Annotated in this window: 18 protein-coding genes; 3 read left to right on the forward strand and 15 right to left on the reverse strand. The window is 43.7% G+C overall.

The features are described 5' to 3' along the window. Positions 1–47: 47 nt before the first annotated feature. From ACFI6J_RS12845 to ACFI6J_RS12880, 8 genes are all read right to left on the reverse strand, one after another. Positions 48–1,388: a sigma 54-interacting transcriptional regulator gene (locus tag ACFI6J_RS12845; protein WP_014948857.1), complete on the reverse strand. Its 1,341-nt coding sequence runs from the start codon at positions 1,386–1,388 to the stop codon at positions 48–50. Beyond that, a complete protein-coding gene (locus ACFI6J_RS12850) occupies positions 1,385–1,969 on the reverse strand; it encodes a hypothetical protein (protein WP_014948856.1) in 585 nt (194 codons plus the stop codon). The genes ACFI6J_RS12845 and ACFI6J_RS12850 overlap by 4 nt, the downstream gene beginning before the upstream one ends. 1 nt (position 1,970) lies before the next feature. Next, a complete protein-coding gene (locus tag ACFI6J_RS12855) occupies positions 1,971–3,368 on the reverse strand; it encodes a sensor histidine kinase (RefSeq protein ID WP_014948855.1) in 1,398 nt (465 codons plus the stop codon). Between the two features lie 60 nt (positions 3,369–3,428). After that, a complete protein-coding gene (locus ACFI6J_RS12860; protein ID WP_342290539.1) occupies positions 3,429–3,710 on the reverse strand; it encodes an EF-hand domain-containing protein in 282 nt (93 codons plus the stop codon). A 298-nt stretch (positions 3,711–4,008) separates the two neighbouring features. Continuing rightward, positions 4,009–6,081, reverse strand: coding sequence for a putative bifunctional diguanylate cyclase/phosphodiesterase (locus ACFI6J_RS12865; RefSeq protein WP_462586197.1), 2,073 nt, complete (start codon positions 6,079–6,081; stop codon positions 4,009–4,011). 181 nt (positions 6,082–6,262) lie between these two features. Beyond that, positions 6,263–6,703 (reverse strand): tellurite resistance TerB family protein, encoded by a 441-nt coding sequence (locus ACFI6J_RS12870; RefSeq protein WP_014948851.1) that lies wholly within the window; start codon positions 6,701–6,703, stop codon positions 6,263–6,265. 251 nt (positions 6,704–6,954) lie between these two features. Continuing rightward, positions 6,955–8,631: a SpoIIE family protein phosphatase gene (locus tag ACFI6J_RS12875; RefSeq protein WP_462586198.1), complete on the reverse strand. Its 1,677-nt coding sequence runs from the start codon at positions 8,629–8,631 to the stop codon at positions 6,955–6,957. A gap of 43 nt (positions 8,632–8,674) precedes the next feature. Continuing rightward, on the reverse strand, positions 8,675–8,980 hold the full coding sequence (locus ACFI6J_RS12880) for an STAS domain-containing protein (RefSeq protein ID WP_014948848.1): 306 nt from the start codon (positions 8,978–8,980) through the stop codon (positions 8,675–8,677). A gap of 171 nt (positions 8,981–9,151) precedes the next feature. Here ACFI6J_RS12880 and yciH point away from each other — a divergent pair, with 171 nt between their 5' ends. The 3 genes from yciH (at position 9,152) to pheA (ending at position 11,884) form a co-directional block, all read left to right on the forward strand. Further along, positions 9,152–9,484, forward strand: coding sequence for a stress response translation initiation inhibitor YciH (gene yciH, locus ACFI6J_RS12885; protein ID WP_014948847.1), 333 nt, complete (start codon positions 9,152–9,154; stop codon positions 9,482–9,484). A 63-nt stretch (positions 9,485–9,547) separates the two neighbouring features. After that, positions 9,548–10,348, forward strand: coding sequence for a response regulator (locus ACFI6J_RS12890; protein ID WP_014948846.1), 801 nt, complete (start codon positions 9,548–9,550; stop codon positions 10,346–10,348). Between the two features lie 282 nt (positions 10,349–10,630). Then, positions 10,631–11,884 (forward strand): prephenate dehydratase, encoded by a 1,254-nt coding sequence (pheA, locus tag ACFI6J_RS12895; RefSeq protein ID WP_197044398.1) that lies wholly within the window; start codon positions 10,631–10,633, stop codon positions 11,882–11,884. Positions 11,885–11,926: 42 nt separating this feature from the next. On the opposite strand, the gene ACFI6J_RS12900 is transcribed toward pheA, so the two are convergent. From ACFI6J_RS12900 to ACFI6J_RS12930, 7 genes are all read right to left on the reverse strand, one after another. Next, positions 11,927–13,690, reverse strand: coding sequence for a GGDEF domain-containing protein (locus tag ACFI6J_RS12900; RefSeq protein ID WP_231506439.1), 1,764 nt, complete (start codon positions 13,688–13,690; stop codon positions 11,927–11,929). Positions 13,691–13,705: 15 nt separating this feature from the next. Then, positions 13,706–13,918 (reverse strand): hypothetical protein, encoded by a 213-nt coding sequence (locus ACFI6J_RS12905; protein ID WP_061485230.1) that lies wholly within the window; start codon positions 13,916–13,918, stop codon positions 13,706–13,708. Between the two features lie 165 nt (positions 13,919–14,083). Then, positions 14,084–14,596: a GNAT family N-acetyltransferase gene (locus ACFI6J_RS12910; protein ID WP_061485228.1), complete on the reverse strand. Its 513-nt coding sequence runs from the start codon at positions 14,594–14,596 to the stop codon at positions 14,084–14,086. Next, the gene (locus ACFI6J_RS12915) at positions 14,584–15,366 is read right to left on the reverse strand and encodes an SAM-dependent methyltransferase (protein WP_156086129.1); all 783 of its coding nucleotides are present in this window, start codon (positions 15,364–15,366) and stop codon (positions 14,584–14,586) included. The genes ACFI6J_RS12910 and ACFI6J_RS12915 overlap by 13 nt, the downstream gene beginning before the upstream one ends. Positions 15,367–15,395: 29 nt before the next feature. Then, on the reverse strand, positions 15,396–16,685 hold the full coding sequence (locus ACFI6J_RS12920; RefSeq protein WP_061485224.1) for a pepsin-like aspartic protease: 1,290 nt from the start codon (positions 16,683–16,685) through the stop codon (positions 15,396–15,398). Between the two features lie 45 nt (positions 16,686–16,730). Continuing rightward, positions 16,731–17,885 (reverse strand): bifunctional chorismate mutase/prephenate dehydrogenase, encoded by a 1,155-nt coding sequence (gene tyrA, locus ACFI6J_RS12925; protein ID WP_061094610.1) that lies wholly within the window; start codon positions 17,883–17,885, stop codon positions 16,731–16,733. 75 nt (positions 17,886–17,960) lie between these two features. Continuing rightward, positions 17,961–19,049, reverse strand: coding sequence for a 3-deoxy-7-phosphoheptulonate synthase (locus ACFI6J_RS12930; RefSeq protein WP_061485222.1), 1,089 nt, complete (start codon positions 19,047–19,049; stop codon positions 17,961–17,963). Between the last annotated feature and the right edge of the window lie 211 nt (positions 19,050–19,260).

The raw sequence follows: 19,260 nt of genomic DNA on the forward strand, positions 1-19,260 counted from the left end.
CGCATCACTAAAAAGTGATGCGTTTAATAGCTCTCTAAGCACTATGTCTATCTGAAATCAGCTGCGTCTAATTCATGCTTTTTCATAAGTTTATGCATGTCTGTACGGTTTCTACCTGCAAGCTCTGCCGCGCGCGTTACATTGCCGTCGGTCATTTTTAGAAGCTTGTGCAAGTATTGCTGTTCAAACGCATCTCTAGCCTCTGTAAGCGTTGGCCAGCTTTGTTTAGTGGCAGACAAGGCCTGCTCTACTAAGTGAAGCGGAATAACAGGCGTTTGCGTTAACGCAACACACTGCTCGACCACATTCACAAGCTGACGTACGTTACCTGGCCAAGATGAGGTTACCAGCTGTTGCATAGCGTCATCAGAAAATTGGCTTACATTCACGCCATGACGCTGTGCGCTTTGCTGCAGCAGCGAGCGAGCTAGAAGTGGAATATCTTCACTTCGCGATTTTAGCGACGGAAGTTTTAGGTTCACCACGTTGAGACGGTAATATAAATCTTCGCGGAAGGTGCCTTCTTCCATTTCTTTGTGCAAGTCTTTGTGCGTTGCAGAAATGATACGCACATCGATATCTACGTGCTTGCTACTACCTACTGGACGAATTTGACGCTCTTGTAATGCACGCAGCAGTTTTACCTGCAGCGTCATCGGCATATCGCCAATCTCATCCAAGAACAAGGTACCGCCGTCGGCTTCTCTAAACAGACCAGGGTGAGCAGCTACAGCACCGGTAAACGCACCTTTGGCATGACCAAATAGCTCAGACTCAAGCAAGTTTTCAGGTAATGCTCCACAGTTAATAGCCACAAATGGTTTGTCGCTGCGGTTACTGGCTTTATGAATGGCATTAGCAAGTAACTCTTTACCTGTACCGCTCGCGCCGCTAATAAGCACAGACACTTCACGCTGAGCTATGCGGAACGCCTGGTCTAGTACATTTAGCATTTCTGGAGAACGGGTAATGATGTCCTTTGCCCAATCCCCAGGCTGAGCAGCTTGAGACTGGCTAAGTGCTTTTTGCAGCAGCGCGCGTAATTCATCGTGATCGACAGGTTTAGGCAAAAACCCAAATACACCACGCTGAGTGGCTGCTACCGCATCAGCAATGGTGCCGTGAGCCGTCATCAGAATTACAGGAATATCTTTTCTAATTCCCATAATCTCTTCAAACAAACTCAGACCATCTAAGCCCGGCATACGCAAGTCACTCAATACTACATCGTAGTTGTCGTTTTGAAGCTTTCTTAACGCTGATTGACCGTCTTCCACTGCGGTCACCTCATAACCTTCGCCTTCCAGACGAATGGTTAATAAGCGCAATAAGCTCTTATCGTCATCTACCAACAATAAGTTAGGGTTACTACTCGCCTTTTCGCTCACTGTTGTGTACTCCTGTTTTTATCCATCAGTGTTGCTTCAATCTGCAACAATTCTTCTAGTTTTTTGCGCAGGTTAACTGCTTCAATTTCAAGTGCTTTTACTTTCTCGCCACGAGAAGTATTTTCTTGCTCCAACACCACCATGGCAGATTCAAGCTGCATAATCTGATTGTTGTGCGACGCAGCAATAACAGTCACCACTTCTTGCGCAGTGGGTGTAAATGTTCCAGCAATATCATTTAAGGCAAGCTGCGCGCGCAACCTGTCTTGATAAGGTGTATCTGTTGGTAGTGTTAAAACGTAGGCGTGAAGTGTGTCAGATGCTGTATCACCTAACGCTTTTAATGCTTGCTTACGCTCTAACCAAGGTTGGTTGGCCGCGTCAATCCACGCGTTAAGCCAATAGGTTGCATCGCAATTGTGCTCGAACCCCTGTGGAGGCTCAACAAATAAACAAAGGCCACGTTCTATTTTAGCTACAGGCGTCACCTTTTCTGGCTCACCTGCGTTGTCGTTGTTTCTGGTTAAGCTCTGACATCCTGTCAGCACCAGTAAGGCGACAATTAAACCACTTATTCTCATTTTATTTTTCCTGTTGCCCAATGGTCACTCTAAAGCAAACATCGGCATAGTCTACATCTACAACACGCACATCACCATGCATCAGTCGAGCGCAATCGGCAACAATTGATAACCCTAAACCCGTCCCAATGACATTGTCGTTTCTCGGCTCGGTTCCTCGGATAAAAGGTTCAAATAAAGTATGTACTGACTCTGGAGCAATACGCTTACCGCGATTGGCAACATCGAGTACAAGATTATCGTTTTCGTTATAAAGGCTAATATTTATCGGTCTTCCCACTGCGCCATGCGCCACAGCATTGGACACCAAGTTATCAAGTATTCTTCTAAACAGCTCCTCGTCTATACGCACCTCGGACGCAGTTATCTTTACTTCCACTTCTCTATCCTGAATGGCGAGCGCGTAATCTTCTAAACAAGCAGAAACTAACTTACTAACGTCACTTTGTACCATTTTCGGCTGAGCTTGTTGCAACAGCAGGTTGTAGTCGAGCAACTTTTCCACCAGCGTGTTGAGCCTTTGCGTGCTAGCAGTAAGTAGCGAAAGTACTTCGCGTTGACTGTTATTCAACTCGCCCACCACATTTTCAGACAACAAGCTGCAGCCTTCTTTAATACTGGCAAGCGGAGTTTTGAGCTCGTGAGCAGCGTGTCGCAGCAAGGCGGTTCTAATATGCTCTAACTGCTGTAGTCGATCATAAAGCCAATGTAAATCTTTCTCTACATCAATCAGTTCTTTTGGCGCTTGTCTTGAAAGGGGTGGAAGCTGACCATCGCTGTGGGCCATGATCCTTATAATCTTTTTTAAATTATTAACGGGGTTCACAATAAGTTGACTCCCCATCAGTATTAGCAATAACGAAACGCTTACAAGCATAGCTGTAGACCAAGCTTGTTTTGCTTGCATGGCATTTAAATCATCTTGCTGGACTTTGACACGTTCAGTAATAGCGGCTTCTACATCGTCGCGAAGCTGGTCGACGCTATCGCCCACTGACGCAAGGTAGGCATTAAGTAAAAGCTGGTCTTCAATCGCTCGATATTCGGCTAATTGATTTAGCTGTTCTGAAAGTCGCGTGCAGGTAGTTGGTACCGAGAGAGCCTGACATAGATTGTCAGCGGCCACGGCAAATTGATCGATGGCGTTATCAGAAAGGGATGCCACCCTATCATTTCTCAACACAGCAAATTGGCGAATGCTGCGCTCTACGTCAACGACCGCGTTATCGAGTCTTTGCATGTCGCTAACAACATCGACAACAAACCGTGTTTCAAGTGTTGTCATTTGACCCACTTTGGCTAAGTCGCTTTGACTTTGCCAAAGTAAGGCTATAAGAGGGATAAGGGCCAGTACAAAACTACCTAGCGTCAACTGCCTTAGTGAACCAAGTTGTACCAAGCGTTCACCAAACGAAACCTTGTTTATCAGAACCTTACCCTCTTAAATATATTATTTTATCTACTCACTTGCTGTGAGCTTTTCATTGCCTGGCGTCAACTTGCTTTTTGCCAATTCGGCTTCGGAAAGTTTGCCATCTTCGTTGTCATCAATCAGCCCAAAGTTGCGCAGTAGACCTGTGTGTCGAACCGCTTCTTTAAGTGATATCAGACCATCATTATCTGTGTCTAATTCCTGCATCAACGAGCGCGCTGGACTTGCGTACGCGTCCGCTACTGAAATGGCTTGTACTGCAGCAACAGCACAAAGTGCTAAGAAAACTTTTTCGAGACGTTTCATCATGAATCCTCCGCTAAACGCTTTTAAAATCCTTCTCAATCCGCTTTGATACCAGCCCTGTGTTATCAGGTTATTCTGCTATTAAAGCTCATGGATACTACCACTAGTCTTCAATTAACCACTATCATAATTGCATTCAAACTGCTTATGCGATTTTCAGACCAAAAAGAAAAAACACAATAAAAACAGAATCATATATAAACAAATGTACTATTAAGCACTCAGCATACAGGTTAAATGTTGCAAAAAAGAAACACCACTTTGAAACACTGTATGTCAAAGTGGTGTTATCGATACCTTGCTATACAGAGAAACTGCTATCGCTGTAATGAGAGGGAGAGCAAGTGAGCTCCGATAAGGGGATGGGCTTGCTAAACATAAATCCTTGCACATTGTCACATCCATGCTCTCTAAGATAATTCCACTGTTCAAGGTTTTCTATGCCCTCAGCACATACCGAGAGTGACAGCCTTTTCGCCAAATCAATAATTGCCCCAGTCACAAGACGGCTTCGTTCTGAAGTTTGAATTTCCATTACAAACTGTCGGTCAACTTTTAGCGTGTCGATATTGATTTGCGTCAGGTAACTTAACGAGGAGTAACCCGTTCCAAAATCATCTAGAGCTATGGCGCACCCCATATTTCCGATGCGTCTGAAGAACTTGTTTGAAAGAGTAAAGTTTTCTAGATACGCACTTTCTGTCACTTCAAATTCAATGTTTTCTGGGTTGATGTCATAGAGCTTGAAAGTATTGTAGATGTAGTCAAACAGCTGCGAGCTTCGCAAATCATGTCCAGACAAATTGATTGAGGCTCTAAACGGAGACGTGGCCCATTGTTTTAAATCTGGCATATCAATACAAACGCGCTTAATTACCCAACGGGTAATTGCAGTGATCTTACCGCCCTGCTCAGCAATGGGGATAAACTCGTTCGGCATGACCAAGCCAAATTCAGGATGTTGCCAACGAATAAGCGCTTCTACGCCTATTACGTTCCCTTCGTTGTTAACTTTAACCTGGTAATAAACAACAAACTCATCGTTGCTGATTCCTTGCTCAATACCGTTAGCTAAGTGGAGTTTACGCTTATGCGACTCAACCATATCAGGTGTAAACAGTGTGTAGCTGCCCCGCCCTCGCGCTTTTGAGCGATACATTGCAAGGTCTGCATTGCTCATCAGTTCGCTTAGGTCGTAGCCCGCATCAGAAGCCGTAGCGATTCCAACGCTTAAACCTACCGTTAGTGATAAGCCACGCAGTTCAAAAGGCTCATCAAATGCGGTAATAAGTCGCGTTGCCAAGCTTTGCGCTTGGTCAGTAGTCACATCTCTATCGGGCAGTACTAAGAACTCATCCCCTCCCAGTCGCGCGAATAAATCGCCGTCGCGCAGCAAACACTGAACTCTGTCAGCAACCTCTATGAGAATGAGATCTCCGGTTTCATGTCCTAAAGAATCATTGATGCCCTTAAACCCATCTAAATCAAAAAACAGGAGCAGTAAGTCTTCATCATTTCTTTTGGCTCTGGCTAGCTCAAGTCTTAAGTTATCGAGAACAAACTGTCGATTGGGAAGACCGGTTAAACTATCGAAGTTTGCCAGACGAGACATGGTTTCCTGTTGATCAACCAATGTTTGCTTTTGCTCAAAGTTGATAAGTAACTCAACTTCAATGGTATCCAATAAACTATTAATGTTATTCGATAACTGTCCAATTTCATTAGATGTATTAAGTGAACTGCGCAGCGCATAATCTTTTGACTCAAATACTTCTTGAGTAAACTGCCTCAGCGACCCAATAGGAGAAATCAAACGGTATAAAATAAAGACACAAGTGCCAGTGCAAAGCAGCCAAACCGCGATAACGATAGGCACTTGCTTAATGAGCTGGCGGGCTGAACTTGCCGCCATGGTGTCTTCAATGTCCACATAAAGAACAACATGTCCAAGTGGGTATAGGCTACTGCCTACAATTTGATGGGCAGTGATAACATTGTCGTATTGCGTAACACCAAATGGAATTTCTGCAGGATCAAGTGGAACAGATTGATTGGAAAGCTGGCTTAAGGAATCAGGTTGAATAGTGGAAATGACTTGATAGTCGTTGTCATATAGCGTGGCGGAAATAAGATTATCGTGTTCTTTTATCGGTTGAAAAAGAGAGGAAAATAATGCGTTATCACCGGGACTTCGCTCCATGACAACCGATAACTGCAGCGACAAAGCGTTACTTAACGTCGCGGTATTGCCTTTAACCACATCCTCCACAGAAGCGTTGTGTTCTAATTTATTAACAATTACCACAGAGAGCGCCAGCACCGACATCGTCAATGCAATGACAAGCCCAATTGGGATTTTCAACGTTCTAAACACTCAACTACCCTTACTTCAGTACTGCAAGCTGTTGTAAGCAAGTGATGCCATAGGCTCTGAAACAGCACTGTCACCGCTAAGCTTTTATTATTATTTGTTCACAATAGTAAGGTACAGGTCGCTAAATTTGAATCCATTTTTTTAGCTAATACAAAAAAGACTAACTGAGTGATGATGAACGCTATGTTCTTTCAACTACTTCAAGTTTAGTTTTAATGTATTGGCTATGGGGAACGTACAATAAATCAGCTATTTGACGAATAGTACTCTCTTCAAGAGGCGCTAAAGATTCATCCGCGTATGCAATAGCCCAGAGGCTCTTTATCACATCTCTTTTCTCATCAGCGCTGCAGTGTTTATTTAGTACTTGAGTAAAACGCACTAAGTCAATTGAATCGTCAGCCGTCTCTTGCCCTCTTTCAAGCAACAACGACATCGCTTCCTCATCTATGTTTACATGCTTTCTGAGCTGTTTCTCGTATTCACTTCTCTCGCTATCCGTTACTTCATTATCAGCGTTTACAATTTCACTAAGTAATGCAGCAGTCGCCAATTCAACGGTATACGTTGGCTCTGTGCGCTTATGCGTGTCTTCGAAAAGTTTAAGAAATGATTTCAGCATGGGGCCCTACTTCTTGTGTCACCGCAGAAACGCCCGCGGTTAATGAAATTTGAGTATCGATAAAACTTTTACTCGGTAAAAGCTAAATTCGATTAATTGCTGGATTAGATGGACAGATTTACAGCGATGACCAAGTAAGCAAGTCTATGTAAACTGTATTCAGCGACTAGAGCTGTAAAGTGAGAGTTTAAAAGCCCTCAGAGAAACATGAATATGAACATTTTGCTCGTAAATATATTTTCTAAAGGCGCCTAACTTTTAGTATCAAGTAAGCAAATCACTTTACTCCCGCCATTTTCGAACCACACTCGTTCGCACAGCGCGTGAAGCAAAGGGAGCCCACGCCCAAAGCTTTCGTCATGAACGGAATGACGCCGGCCTACCGTACTTGCCTTATTCCACTCAAAGCCTTCACCACTATCTTCAACCGCTATCAGCACCTTACCTTTAAGGGGTAAAGACTCTATCCTAATATTAATTCGCCCGTGACTAAGCGCTTTTAGTGAAGCCTCGCGGTTTTCGTAATATTGATGGAACCCTGTACTATCAGCTTTGAGTTTTGAGTCGAGTTTCAAGATCCCATGCTCTAACGCATTATTAAACAGTTCCGACAACACGGTATAAATTATCGAACGCACCGCTTGAATGTCCTCACATTGCCCCGCAAGCTGTAGCACGCGTTGAAGAATGTCAGGCTGTTTCAAATGTTGTGCGTCAAGCGCAACTTCATGCACCGATGGCAATCCAAAATCCATCTTTGGTGATACGGGCGTTTTAATGGATTGAGAGGTAAACACGACTAGCGTGACATCATCGTGAAATGAAGAGGCTGCGCAATGCTCTTTCGCCTTAAGAAAAAGTGAATTGGATTCTATTTTCCCATGCGTCTGCATTTGCTCTTTTACTATTCTTACCAAGCCTTCCTCAAGAAGCATTTCTCCCTCTTGATTAGTACTCTCAATTAGCCCGTCGCTACAAATTACAAGCTGTTCATTGCATCCTAATTGAATGGTATCGCAATCGGTGTTGAGTTCATGCTCGTCTAGGATCCCTAATGCCATGTGACGTGAGGGGATGCAGCGCAGCGCTAAATCAGTTTTCGCAGGAACAATGACAGCCGGCATTCCACCCTGCCATAAGTTGATTCTATTGCCCCCCGCATTAATTTCGCCCACCACTGCGGCCATAAACATGTCACTTGGTAGAAACTTAATTAAAATTCGATTTAATTCTGAAATAATCTCAGAAATAGATACCCCTTGCTGGCTGAGTTCTTGAAAGGCTCGGGTTACAGGCAACGCACCAATTGCTGACGCCAAACCATGACCTGTAAAATCTCCCACCACAAAATAAATACCACCACTAGGGCTTGATTCGCATAGAAAGAGATCGCCATTAAAGGTTTCAGCTGGCTTTAGGAAGCAGTCGAAATGCGCCAATACCTCGGGTCGATTGACAATAGCGTGGCTAAAAATATGTTCCACAATGGCGTGCTCTCTCGCCACTCTTTGATTGAATAAACGAAGTGCTTTATTTTGCTGTTCTATGTGTTCACTCAAAGCACGTATTTTTAAGTGGGCTCGAATTTTGGCAATTAGAATGTGTCGGTCGAAGGGCTTTGTGGCAAAGTCGTTCCCGCCAACTTCCAGACACCTCACTAAGCTTTCTTTATCTTCTAAAGCGGTGATAAAAAGAATAGGTAGATACGGCCCTTTCGCAAGCTTGCGTATTTTGGGTGCAACGTCAAAACCACTGAGCCCAGGCATCACAACATCCAACAAAACCAAGTCGGGTTTTTCGTGCGTAAATTTTTTGATAGCTTCAACACCATCCACCGCTTCGATACACTCTTTATAACCTGCGTTATAAAGCATGTTAGTAAGCAATGTACGGTTGATAGCCTCGTCGTCAACAATGAGGATCTTCACGTATGTTTCTTCGATAAAATGTTAATTTAGCGACTTGCTTTTCTTACTTAATGTCGAACTTTTTATCGAATCGAGATATTTTCAGGATTTTAGCAACCTGAGGACGGGCATTTTCGATACTGTAGGTTAATTCTCTTTCAGCGAGTGTCTTTTGCATGTTTAACAACATACCTAAGGCAGAGCTATCCATGTATTCAGTACGCGATAAATCTACGGTGATGTGAGAGACATCGGCGCCCAGTTCGCCATAGGCGTTTCTGAAGTCTTCTACCTTACTAAAGTCAAACTTAGTGCCTACATCTACCACTAGTACTTTCCCTTGATTTTGATAGCTCGACGTTATTTCCATATTCGCTCCTTAAAAATGTAAGCAGAAATGCTTCATCACATGCTTTTAACTTTGCTATTCTTATACTAGTTGAACTTTTACACATCGCCATGAAAGTCATCTTAAACTTTCGTATGGTAATGCTTTTTTTATCGCCATTTAGATGGAAAGACGCAATTTATTGAGGTATGTATGCAAGACTGGCAAGACGCCCTTTTGGTCTATAGTACTGAAAGCGGCAAAATAAAGCCTGAGCCAAAAGAGCAAGCGCGTTCGGTGTCTTCTGACGGCGTTGTTCGTATTCACAGGGAAACTAAAGGTCGCAAAGGAAAAGGGGTGTCTCTGATTAAGGGATTAGACCTCGCGTCTGATGAGCTGAAAAAACTAGGCTCTGAGCTAAAGAAAAAATGTGGTTGCGGCGGCGCAGTGAAAGACGGTGTCATTGAAGTACAAACTGATGACAGGGAAAAGCTCCGCACACTACTGACCGATAAAGGGTATAAAGTTAAGCTTGCTGGGGGCTAATGTAACGCTAGCCAGCTAGCGAGCTCTCACTTTTTCATAAACATATAACAAAAAGAGTCTGAAATGGAAAAGCTGTCAATTTCTGATCTACACATTATTTTAGTTGAGCCTTCTGACACACAAAGAAAGATCATCACCACTTTGTTGTTAAAAGAGCACGTAAAGGAAATTGACCCCGTCAGTACCCTTTCCGAAGCTCGTTCAGCGGTAAAAGCGCACGGTGCTGACCTAATCGTAAGCGCGATGTACTACGAAGATGGAACCGCACTAGAACTACTTAAATTCATCAAAGAAGACGACGCATTTAAAACAATCCCCTTCATGTTGGTTTCCAGTGAAAATCGTTTAAGCAAACTAGAAGAGTTTAAGCAGGCGGGTGTTGCGGCAATTCTTCCTAAACCATTTGAACCACTTCACTTGTCTCGTGCGTTAAACGCAAGCTTAGACCTAATTAACCACGATGAACTAGAATTAGAACTATTTGACGTACACGACGTTCGCGTACTACTTGTTGATGACAGTAAATTAGCGCGTAATCATATTCGACGCGTACTAGAAGGCATGGGACTTCAACGCATAAAAGAAGCTGAGAATGGCGCAATGGCGCTAACTTATATAAAAGATGAACCTTTTGACCTCGTGGTTACCGACTACAATATGCCCGAAATGGATGGCAGGGAACTATCGGAATTTATCCGCTTTAATCCAGAAACCACACATATACCGATTATCATGGTAACGTCAGAGTCAGCTGACAGTGCACATATGGCTAATATTCAGCAAACAGGTGTGAACGCGCTATGCGATAAGCCTTTTGAGCCCAACGAAGTAAGACAAATGCTTTCAGCACTATTAGGTAACTAAGCGTTAAAATATAAACGACGTTCTCAAATTACCCAGCGGCCGGTGCTTATTTTCGGCACCTGCCAACGCTTCATGCCCTAACCGTTTGGCTTTTTATAAAGCCAAAAGCGCATTTTAATCACTTTTTCAAGCCCTCCACATTAAAAACAACTATTCAATTTGTAAAAATGGGTTGACACACATAGGCGTTCAACATACATTCAAACCTATGAAACAGAATACTATGCACGTAGCACTTTTCTTTTTTGCGTTTACATCCTTTAACTAGGGAGGCGCGGCTACATGCATGAAAACCTCCCAACCGGGAGGTTTTTTTTTAGCAGAATTTTCTTATACGATACGCACGGGAATGATATGTCAGACAATGCATTAGATACTGTTAGAGAGCGGATTACCGCTTTAGACAGTGAATTACTTACTTTACTCTCAGAACGCAGAAAGTTAACCAACGAAGTGGCTGAGACGAAAATAAAGCATCACATTCCTGTGAGAGATCAAAAGCGAGAAGAACAGCTATTGGTGCGCCTAATAAAAGAAGGCCAAAACATCGGCTTAGACCCTCATTATGTGACACAAATTTTCCACGTTATTATTGAAGACTCTGTTTTAAACCAGCAGGCTATGCTTGCTGAACGCGCTAACCCTGGCAGTACATTGCCCTTAAACCGAGTGGCATTCTTGGGCGACAAGGGCTCTTACTCTTATCTAGCAACTCAAAAGTACTTCTCTCGTCGCCCAGGCGAATTGCTGGAAATTGGCTGTCAGAGCTTTGCAGAAATTATTCACAAAGTTGAAAGTACAGAAGCCGATTACGCGGTATTGCCTATTGAGAACACGACGTCTGGCAGTATCAATGAAGTGTATGACCAACTACAGCATACCCAACTTAGTATTATTGGTGAACTCACCCACCCTATCCGCCATACATTGTTAGTGGGAGCCAACACCAGTATCGATAAAATCAAAACGCTTTACGCTCACCCTCAAGTGTTCACTCAGTGTAGCCATTTCTTAGCAGAACTAGGGAACGTAGAAGTGAAAACCATGGACAGCACCTCGTCTGCCATGTTGACAGTTAGTGAGCTTAAACGCGATGACGTAGCCGCAATAGGCAGCGAAGCGGGTGGTAACTTGTACGGCCTAATGGCAATAAAGAGTAACTTAGCAAACCAAAAAGAAAACCATAGCCGTTTTATCGTTGTTGCGCGCAACCCAGTAGTGGTTCCACTTCAAGTTCCTGCTAAAACAACACTTGTTATGTCTACCATCCAAAAGCCAGGTGCACTTGTAGAGGCCTTGTTGGTGCTACGAGAGAACAGCATCAATATGACGAAGCTTGAATCGCGTCCTATTCCAGGTAATCCATGGGAAGAGATGTTCTACATTGATGTAGAAGGCAACGTAGAAGATGGCCCTGTACAAAATGCCCTTGATGCATTGCGTGGTATTACCCGCTACATCAAAGTATTGGGCTGCTATCCAAGCGAAGAAATTAGCCCGACCAAAGTGGCCGCGGCGAGTGCACTGGCTGATTAAGCCAGCACACGCCCCATTGTTTACTTTCTTTCGTTGTAATGTTTAGGCAGGCTGAAAGGCTTGCCCAACATTACCAACGTCACTTTCACCATTAACCTGGAAGACAGAAACTCTGTTGCGGCCATGCTTTTTACTGCCATACAAAGCTTCATCGGCATTGGCATACAGCGCCTCGAATTGATACTTTGATGACGCAGTGCTGGAGATACCAAAGCTTGCTGAAATATCGAAGGTAAAACCGCTTTCAGCTGTATCAATTTGACGGATACTATTGCGCATACTTTCCGCTATTTCTTTTGCTTTTTTCTCATTACACCCTGGTAATAGTAGGCCGAACTCCTCACCACCTAAGCGCCCGAAAACATCTTCTTTTCTGCAGTGTTTCCTCACCGCGTTAACTACTGCTTTTAATACCCAATCGCCTGTTGGATGGCCGTAGCTATCGTTAACTGACTTAAAGTGATCAAGGTCGAAAATTACAAAAGATAATACGTCCTGCTGCTCTGACATTCGATCAAGCGCTTTCGATGCCAACTCAGTAAAATAGTGACGGTTCGCCACTTTTGTTAACGAGTCAGTTTGCGCCTTTTCCCTAAGTGCTGCATGTAACTTACGATTTATTATTGCCCACATAAGGACAAGTATCGTGGTGGAAGCAAGCAATGTTATCAACAGCCTGTGATTTTGCTTTTCTTCTCGGGAAAGTGCTGCTTGTGCTTTCAGTAGGCTATTCTCTTTGTCCAGTAGCTGAATTTCGATATTCTTCTCGAGGTTATCGAACTTAGCCTGTTGAATCGCCATTTGCTTAACGTTGTACTCATCAAGGTACGCTTTATCAGCCTCAGCGTATTGAATGAATGCATCTAATGCTTGTGCATTATCCCCTTTCTCTATTGCCGACTGGTACAGTATATAATATGCCGTTTTTCTGGGTTTTGAATATCCCATGCCTTTTGCAAGCTCCGCGCCTTTAAGCGCACTCTCCTGTGCGTTATGAAAGAGCTTATTGGCAAAATAGGCTTGTGCTAGCGCTGTATAGTACTCTGACGTTAATCGTGGATAGTTAGTACTTTCAACATCTGCTTGGATAGCAAGTAAGGCGTCTAACGCCCCTGCGATACTGTCTGGCGATGCTAACATCAGTTGAGCAAGCCATAATTTTGCTAGATTCAGAGCGATTGGCTCTTTACTCGCATTACATACCTCAATGGTTGTATTTAGCGTTTCTCGGTCAAGTCGTCCTAAATTATGCAGCGACTCACTACGCAGATTGTGAGCCAGACACGCATTGCGGGAAGAAAGCTCTTGTCCAATTACGCGAGCACTGTACTGCAAACTCTGCTCAAACTCCTCCAACTGATTATAAAAAAGCGCAATCGTCAAAATTGAAAGGTGCTTATCTTTATCTTTCGCTAACGAAAGTAGAGGAACAATATCAGGAATTTGCTGAAGTGCTTTGGGAAAATCCCGAACTAACGCGTAGTTGTTGAGAATTGAATTTTTGGCTCGTAGTTGTAACGATTTATCTGAAGCACTTTGAAAAACACTTTCATAAAGCGGAACTGCCTCTATGAGTTTTCCTGAATACGATAAACTATAAGCATTGAGATAGTTAAAGTATTGGACTTGGGCCGGTGAGAAGGAGGCTGATTTATTACTGAGAGCAGACAATGACGTACGAAACGCCTCCACGTCTTGACTGCGAAGTGCATCAGCGCGCACTAACTGCTGATCAATTTCGTCAGCAGAAAGCGGAAATATGAAAAAGGGGCAAAGTAACGCCCCTATTAATAGTCTAGCCAGCATTTTCAACTATCACGGTTAGTGGATTGAAGCTTGGTTCTTTTCGCCACTGTCTGGTGCATCTCCTGGCGCTTCTTGCTCTTCGTCTTCTGGCATCAAAAGACACCACATTTTTTCTTTGTCTTTTGAAAGTTCATCAGCGTGATCAGCTTTGAACTGAGCAATAATGTCTGAGTTGCGTTGTTTAGATGCATCTTGTGCAATTGCTAGTAATTCTTTTAGCGCCTTCATGAGTGTGTATTCAGCTTATAATTTTTAGTTAATACTAGATTATCAACAAATTGATGGGATGTTAATCAATTACGTATAGTCTTTTTGACATATAATACCAGTGCGAGTGGACACACGCGTCGCGTTTAAGGGCAACTTATGGTTAATCGTTCGGTTGACGATAACTCAGTTACAAAGGCGTTCAAAAGTATAGGTTGTTAGTTCGCTTTTGCTTCCCATTGATAAACTGTCGTTTTTCTTAACAAAGCCCAATTGAGTAACTAATCGCCGTGTTGCCAAATGGCGTATTTGGAACTGAGCAACGATGCGGTCGAGATTTACATGTGAAATACCGTAGTCAACCAAGGCTCCCATCGCTTCCCGAGCAGCCCCTTTGCCATTCATCTTTCGAGCTAACATTATGCCAATCTCTGCGCTATTCTTGTGAGTATGTTTACGTAACATCTGAATACCGCAAAATGCTTTTGTGTAATTGCAAGTTATTACCCAGACTTTCTGCGTTGGCCAAGGCTGACGGTTTGCTTCAATGAATCCACTAGTCACTCGCTCACTTTCGGCTTTAGTCAGGGGCGTGCCAATTAACCGCATTACTTTCTCATCTTGATACAGCGCTGCCGCCTCTGCAGCCCACTTATCATCAAGCAGTTCGCAAGTAAAACGATGCGTTACGAATTGCATAAATTACTATTTGTGGAGTAGTCAGTATCATCAAGCTTTAGTGTTTTTACCGGTGGAATAACCAGCGTTGTATGTTGATTAATTTCGTGTTCATGCAAGTCGGCAATAGCAATACTTTCTGCTCTGAAATCTTCAATAGGTAACGTTGCTGCTTCGTACAAAATAGCAGTGTCCTCGGCGTTATAAATTGACAGTAATTTATCTGTGAGCTTTTTTCGCTGAAGCGGCGTTGAAGTATATACAGCGCTTGAAAAGTCGCCGACAACACCCACTTGCCATAAAATTAAGTATGCAGCGGTATCTATTTCCCGTTTGAATTTAAGGAATTGGTTGGCTTCATAATGCTGGCAACCAACTGCCCCAGGGTCGACGCCCAAATCAGCATACAGGCACGATTCCGCGGAAATACCAGGTAGCATGTATGCTTCGAAGCCTTTTTGTTTGGCTCTGTTTACTGCGTCTAGCGGCGCTTTTGCAAATACACTGGGGTGACCGTAAAACGCCCCAACAACTTTTTGACCTTGTTCCACCTTATTTAGCATCGCATTAGTCATCTGAGCATACGTTTCGTGACGGTCTTTTCCATCTTCATAGAATGATTGAAGATTGACGGTATTATTGTTTAAAGACGTGATCCACGCTTCCATATAGTGTTCGGCTACGCATACAAATACGACGTCGGCCTGTTCTATATGACTTTGACATATTGGCGACATGTGCGCGCCAACCATCATGCCAGTTCCCACGCAAACCAAACTACCCCGCTGCATTAAAATTCCCTTATTGTTCTTATTTGATGTCAGTTATTATTTTTAAAAATCTGCTTTAGTGTTTCAACTATTTGGCCAGCAGTGACTTTGTGTGCGAAGGACACCACGCCATATTCACCTCTTGCTCTGTCAAAAATTGTATAGTATTGAGAAATCAGCGGAAGCCCCAGAATAGTTTGATTTGGCCAGTGTTTTAAGGGAAAGATTTTAAAGGACGCAAAGTTATATGACGGTGCGTGTATCTGCCAATATGCTTCAGGAGGAAGCTTTAGTGCTATGTCTTCCCCGTCTTCCCCCTCAAGTATAAACGTTAGCGTTGGCCATTTTGTAAGATCTAATTCCGTTAATGGAATACCTTGCTCTTGTAACGAAAAAGCCGTGAATGGCGCGAGCAACACATCGGCATTTCCAACGCACGCGTGAATCTGACCCATCACATCATCATACAGCGACTCTGGTAAGCCTATGACAGTAGCACCTGTATCGACAATAGCATTTGAACACCAGCGAGCTTGATCGGAAGCTTTCAACACAGGCGCATTAGTGGCCACACCCTCGCACTCTATAGCTTTCAACGTGACGTTATAAAACTTGTCGTGAAGCACTTTCGCATTCAACAAAGGAGGCGAATATAAGTCTTTGTGAAATAGGGGTTCACCAACCACAAATAGCCCATGATTTGTTCGATGAGCTAGCGCAGCGGTAAGGCAGTTGCCGTCGACGTTATAAATGCTTGAACGATGCAACCAGAACGCAAACTTATTCGCTGTTATATGTTGTTGCTCAAGATATGAAAAATAGCTGGGCAACGTTGTGGCAATCGGCTTATCTACGTTTAGTTCAGCTTGTTCAGTTTCTACAGAATCCGAGAGTAAAGCACTATAAAAGTCATGCTCACTTAGTTTTTCTTTGGTTTCATCACAGTAGCGATAAGCGTGATTTAGTGGTTGATACGCCAACCCCATAATTCCGTCAGCTTTCTTGAAGCAAGGTTGTTCGGGCGAATTTGGCTCTTTTGCAATCGCGACGAAAGTTTGAGGTAGCGTCACACTATGACCAAAAATGCCAAGGTGCACTGTCGTTTTGACCACAGGGCCGTGCCAACTGCCTTCTGCATATTTTATGGATTGAGAGTAGTAGGTAAACTCAACATAATTATCTTTTTCTACATGATAGTGCGCGTGGCCCAAAGCAAGCGTAGCGCTTCCCGTATCTAGAATCAGATGAACTGCTTGCTGATGCGCGCCTACATGTGCTCTCACACTATAGCCGCCATCAGCGAAAATATTGGTAATTGGCAAACGAAGAGAGCGAGTCACGTTGGCTACCTTAAATTAGCTTTGGCTCTTAACAGTCTGTTAGAACTACTTATCTCTTAAAAGCTGACCATCGTCCGCTTTTAACAGCATCTGTTTGCTGTCTACCAAGCACTTCTTCGCATAGTCTCCGAACCACGCGCCGACTTTCATAAACTGTTCGACAAACCCTTTTTTATCGCCATTCTCAAGTAATGACAATGCAATCCCAAAACGTTCATAAAAGCGGCGTAGAAGCGCGAAATTGTCGGGGTTATTAAAGATAATATCTGCGTATAGCTGTGGTGACTGAGCGAACAGTCGACCTACCATCGCGAGTTCTAAGCGATAAATAGGTGAGCTAAACATGGTGAGTGATTCAAGATTGGGATCTTCACCTTTTAGGTGCTGCCCGTACACAAACGTGTTGAAGTGACGCATTACCTGAATGTAAGCCATGGCTTGGTCATGTTCTTGTGCGCTGGAGTCGTGAATGGTAGCACCCCAAATTCGCATTTGCTCAATGAGCCAACTGTATTTCTCACTGCCACGTCCGTCGCACACTACCACTACCTGTTTAATCATGCCAGGCGCGTCAGGACCAAACATGGGGTGCAGTCCAACAACCGGACCATTGTGTGCGGCAAGCATCGCCTCAAGTGGCTTAGCTTTAATACTGGTTATATCTGCAAGCACGCAATCCTCTGGCAGCATAGTAAGCTTGCTAATCACGGCTTCGGTTAGATTAATAGGCACTGCAACAACAACCAGTGAAGCACAGCTTAATAACGATGTTGCTATACCACTTTCCCAGTCGTCTTTTTCCACAACTGAAACGTTGTAATTACTTCGTTCGAACAAGCTCACAAACACACGGCCAAGTGCCCCTGCTCCACCAATTACAACAACGTTGTCGACATCAGGTTTCACACAGCGATATTTGTTGTTTTGCGTGTGATAAGACTCTCGCATTACTCGACGTAATAAGTCTTCGGTGAGATCGGGCGAAACCCCAAGTGCTTCTGCCTGAGCACGGCGGGAGGCGATCAACGCTTTTTCACGCTCTGGTACATAAACGGGCATACCAGCTTCAGCCTTAATCTGACCGACCTGGGTTGTAATTTGATTGCGTTTTGCGAGTAATTCGACAAGCTGGGTATCCAGCTCGTCGATACCTTCACGCAGCGTATCTAACTTTTTTAAGTGCTGCGATAAATCGGCCATTCTGTCTTATCCTTGAATCAAATGGCACGGGGCTTAGTGGCAAATTTTTCTTGCCACTTTAGGCGTTGCTTGGATTTATGCCACCGTGCGCTTATTTTGGCGTAAGGGTAACACAGTTATTAATTTATCTCTGGTTTGAGATATTAAGTTCTCTGTTGTTTCCCAATCAATACATCCGTCTGTAATTGAAACACCATACTCAAGTTCTTCTGGCTTTTTACCTTCAGCTTTTTGATTACCCGATTTCAAGTGACTTTCCAACATAACGCCAATGATAGACTGATTGCCTTCTAGAATTTGATTGACCACGTTCTGTGCAACCAATGGCTGACGGCGATAATCTTTTGAAGAGTTTGCATGGCTGCAATCTACTACTAAGCCCGCTGTTAAACCAGCATCCTGCAACTCAATCTCGCACTCTGATACGCAAACCGAGTCGTAGTTAGGCTGCTTTCCACCGCGCAAAATAATGTGGCCATCTGGATTACCGCTGGTCCCGATAATACTTACCTGGCCTTGCTTATTGATTCCCATAAAGCGGTGACCCGATGCGGCCGATTTAAGGGCGTTTATGGCAATATCTAGGCTTCCATCTGTACCATTTTTGAATCCTACAGGCATAGACAGGCCGCTGGCCATTTCACGGTGGGTTTGCGATTCAGAGGTACGCGCACCGATAGCAGCCCAGCTAAATAGCTCTGCAAGATATTGCGGACTAATTGGATCTAGTGCTTCTGTTGCAACAGGCAGCTCTAATTCTGCAAGCCAAATTAACAACTCTCTTGCCTTACGAAGACCGGTTTCAATATCAAATGTACCGTCGATATGCGGGTCGTTAATTAAACCTTTCCAACCTGTTGTGGTACGCGGCTTTTCGAAGTACACACGCATAACGATAAATAGCGTGTCTTTGCATGATTCATGAAGCTCTTTAAGCTTAAGTGCGTACTCTTTCGCGGCTTCAACGTCGTGTATAGAACATGGTCCACACACTACAAGCAATCTATGGTCGCGACGATGAATGATATCTGAAACAATCTTTCTAGACTCAGAGATAGCCGCTAACGCTTTGTCTGACACAGGCAATTCAGCACTAAGCGCTTCAGGGGTTATAAGTACATCTTCGGTACTTACGTGAACATTATTTACGGTGTCCTTGATCATGGGAGCTCTCTTACTCTCTTAACTACAAATAAAAAACGGAACATTAAACGCCAAAAGAGTGTGCAATCTGCGTGTAAACTTTATTGTACAACTAGCTTTTTCTATATTTCTTTAACGTCATTGACTTTTTAGCAACTCAAGCGTAATCGCGCAAGTAATAACGAATAATACTTTAATCTAGGGTAGATTCGAAGCGAATGAGCATGACTGA

This window comes from Alteromonas sp. G4i13 (assembly GCF_054960505.1).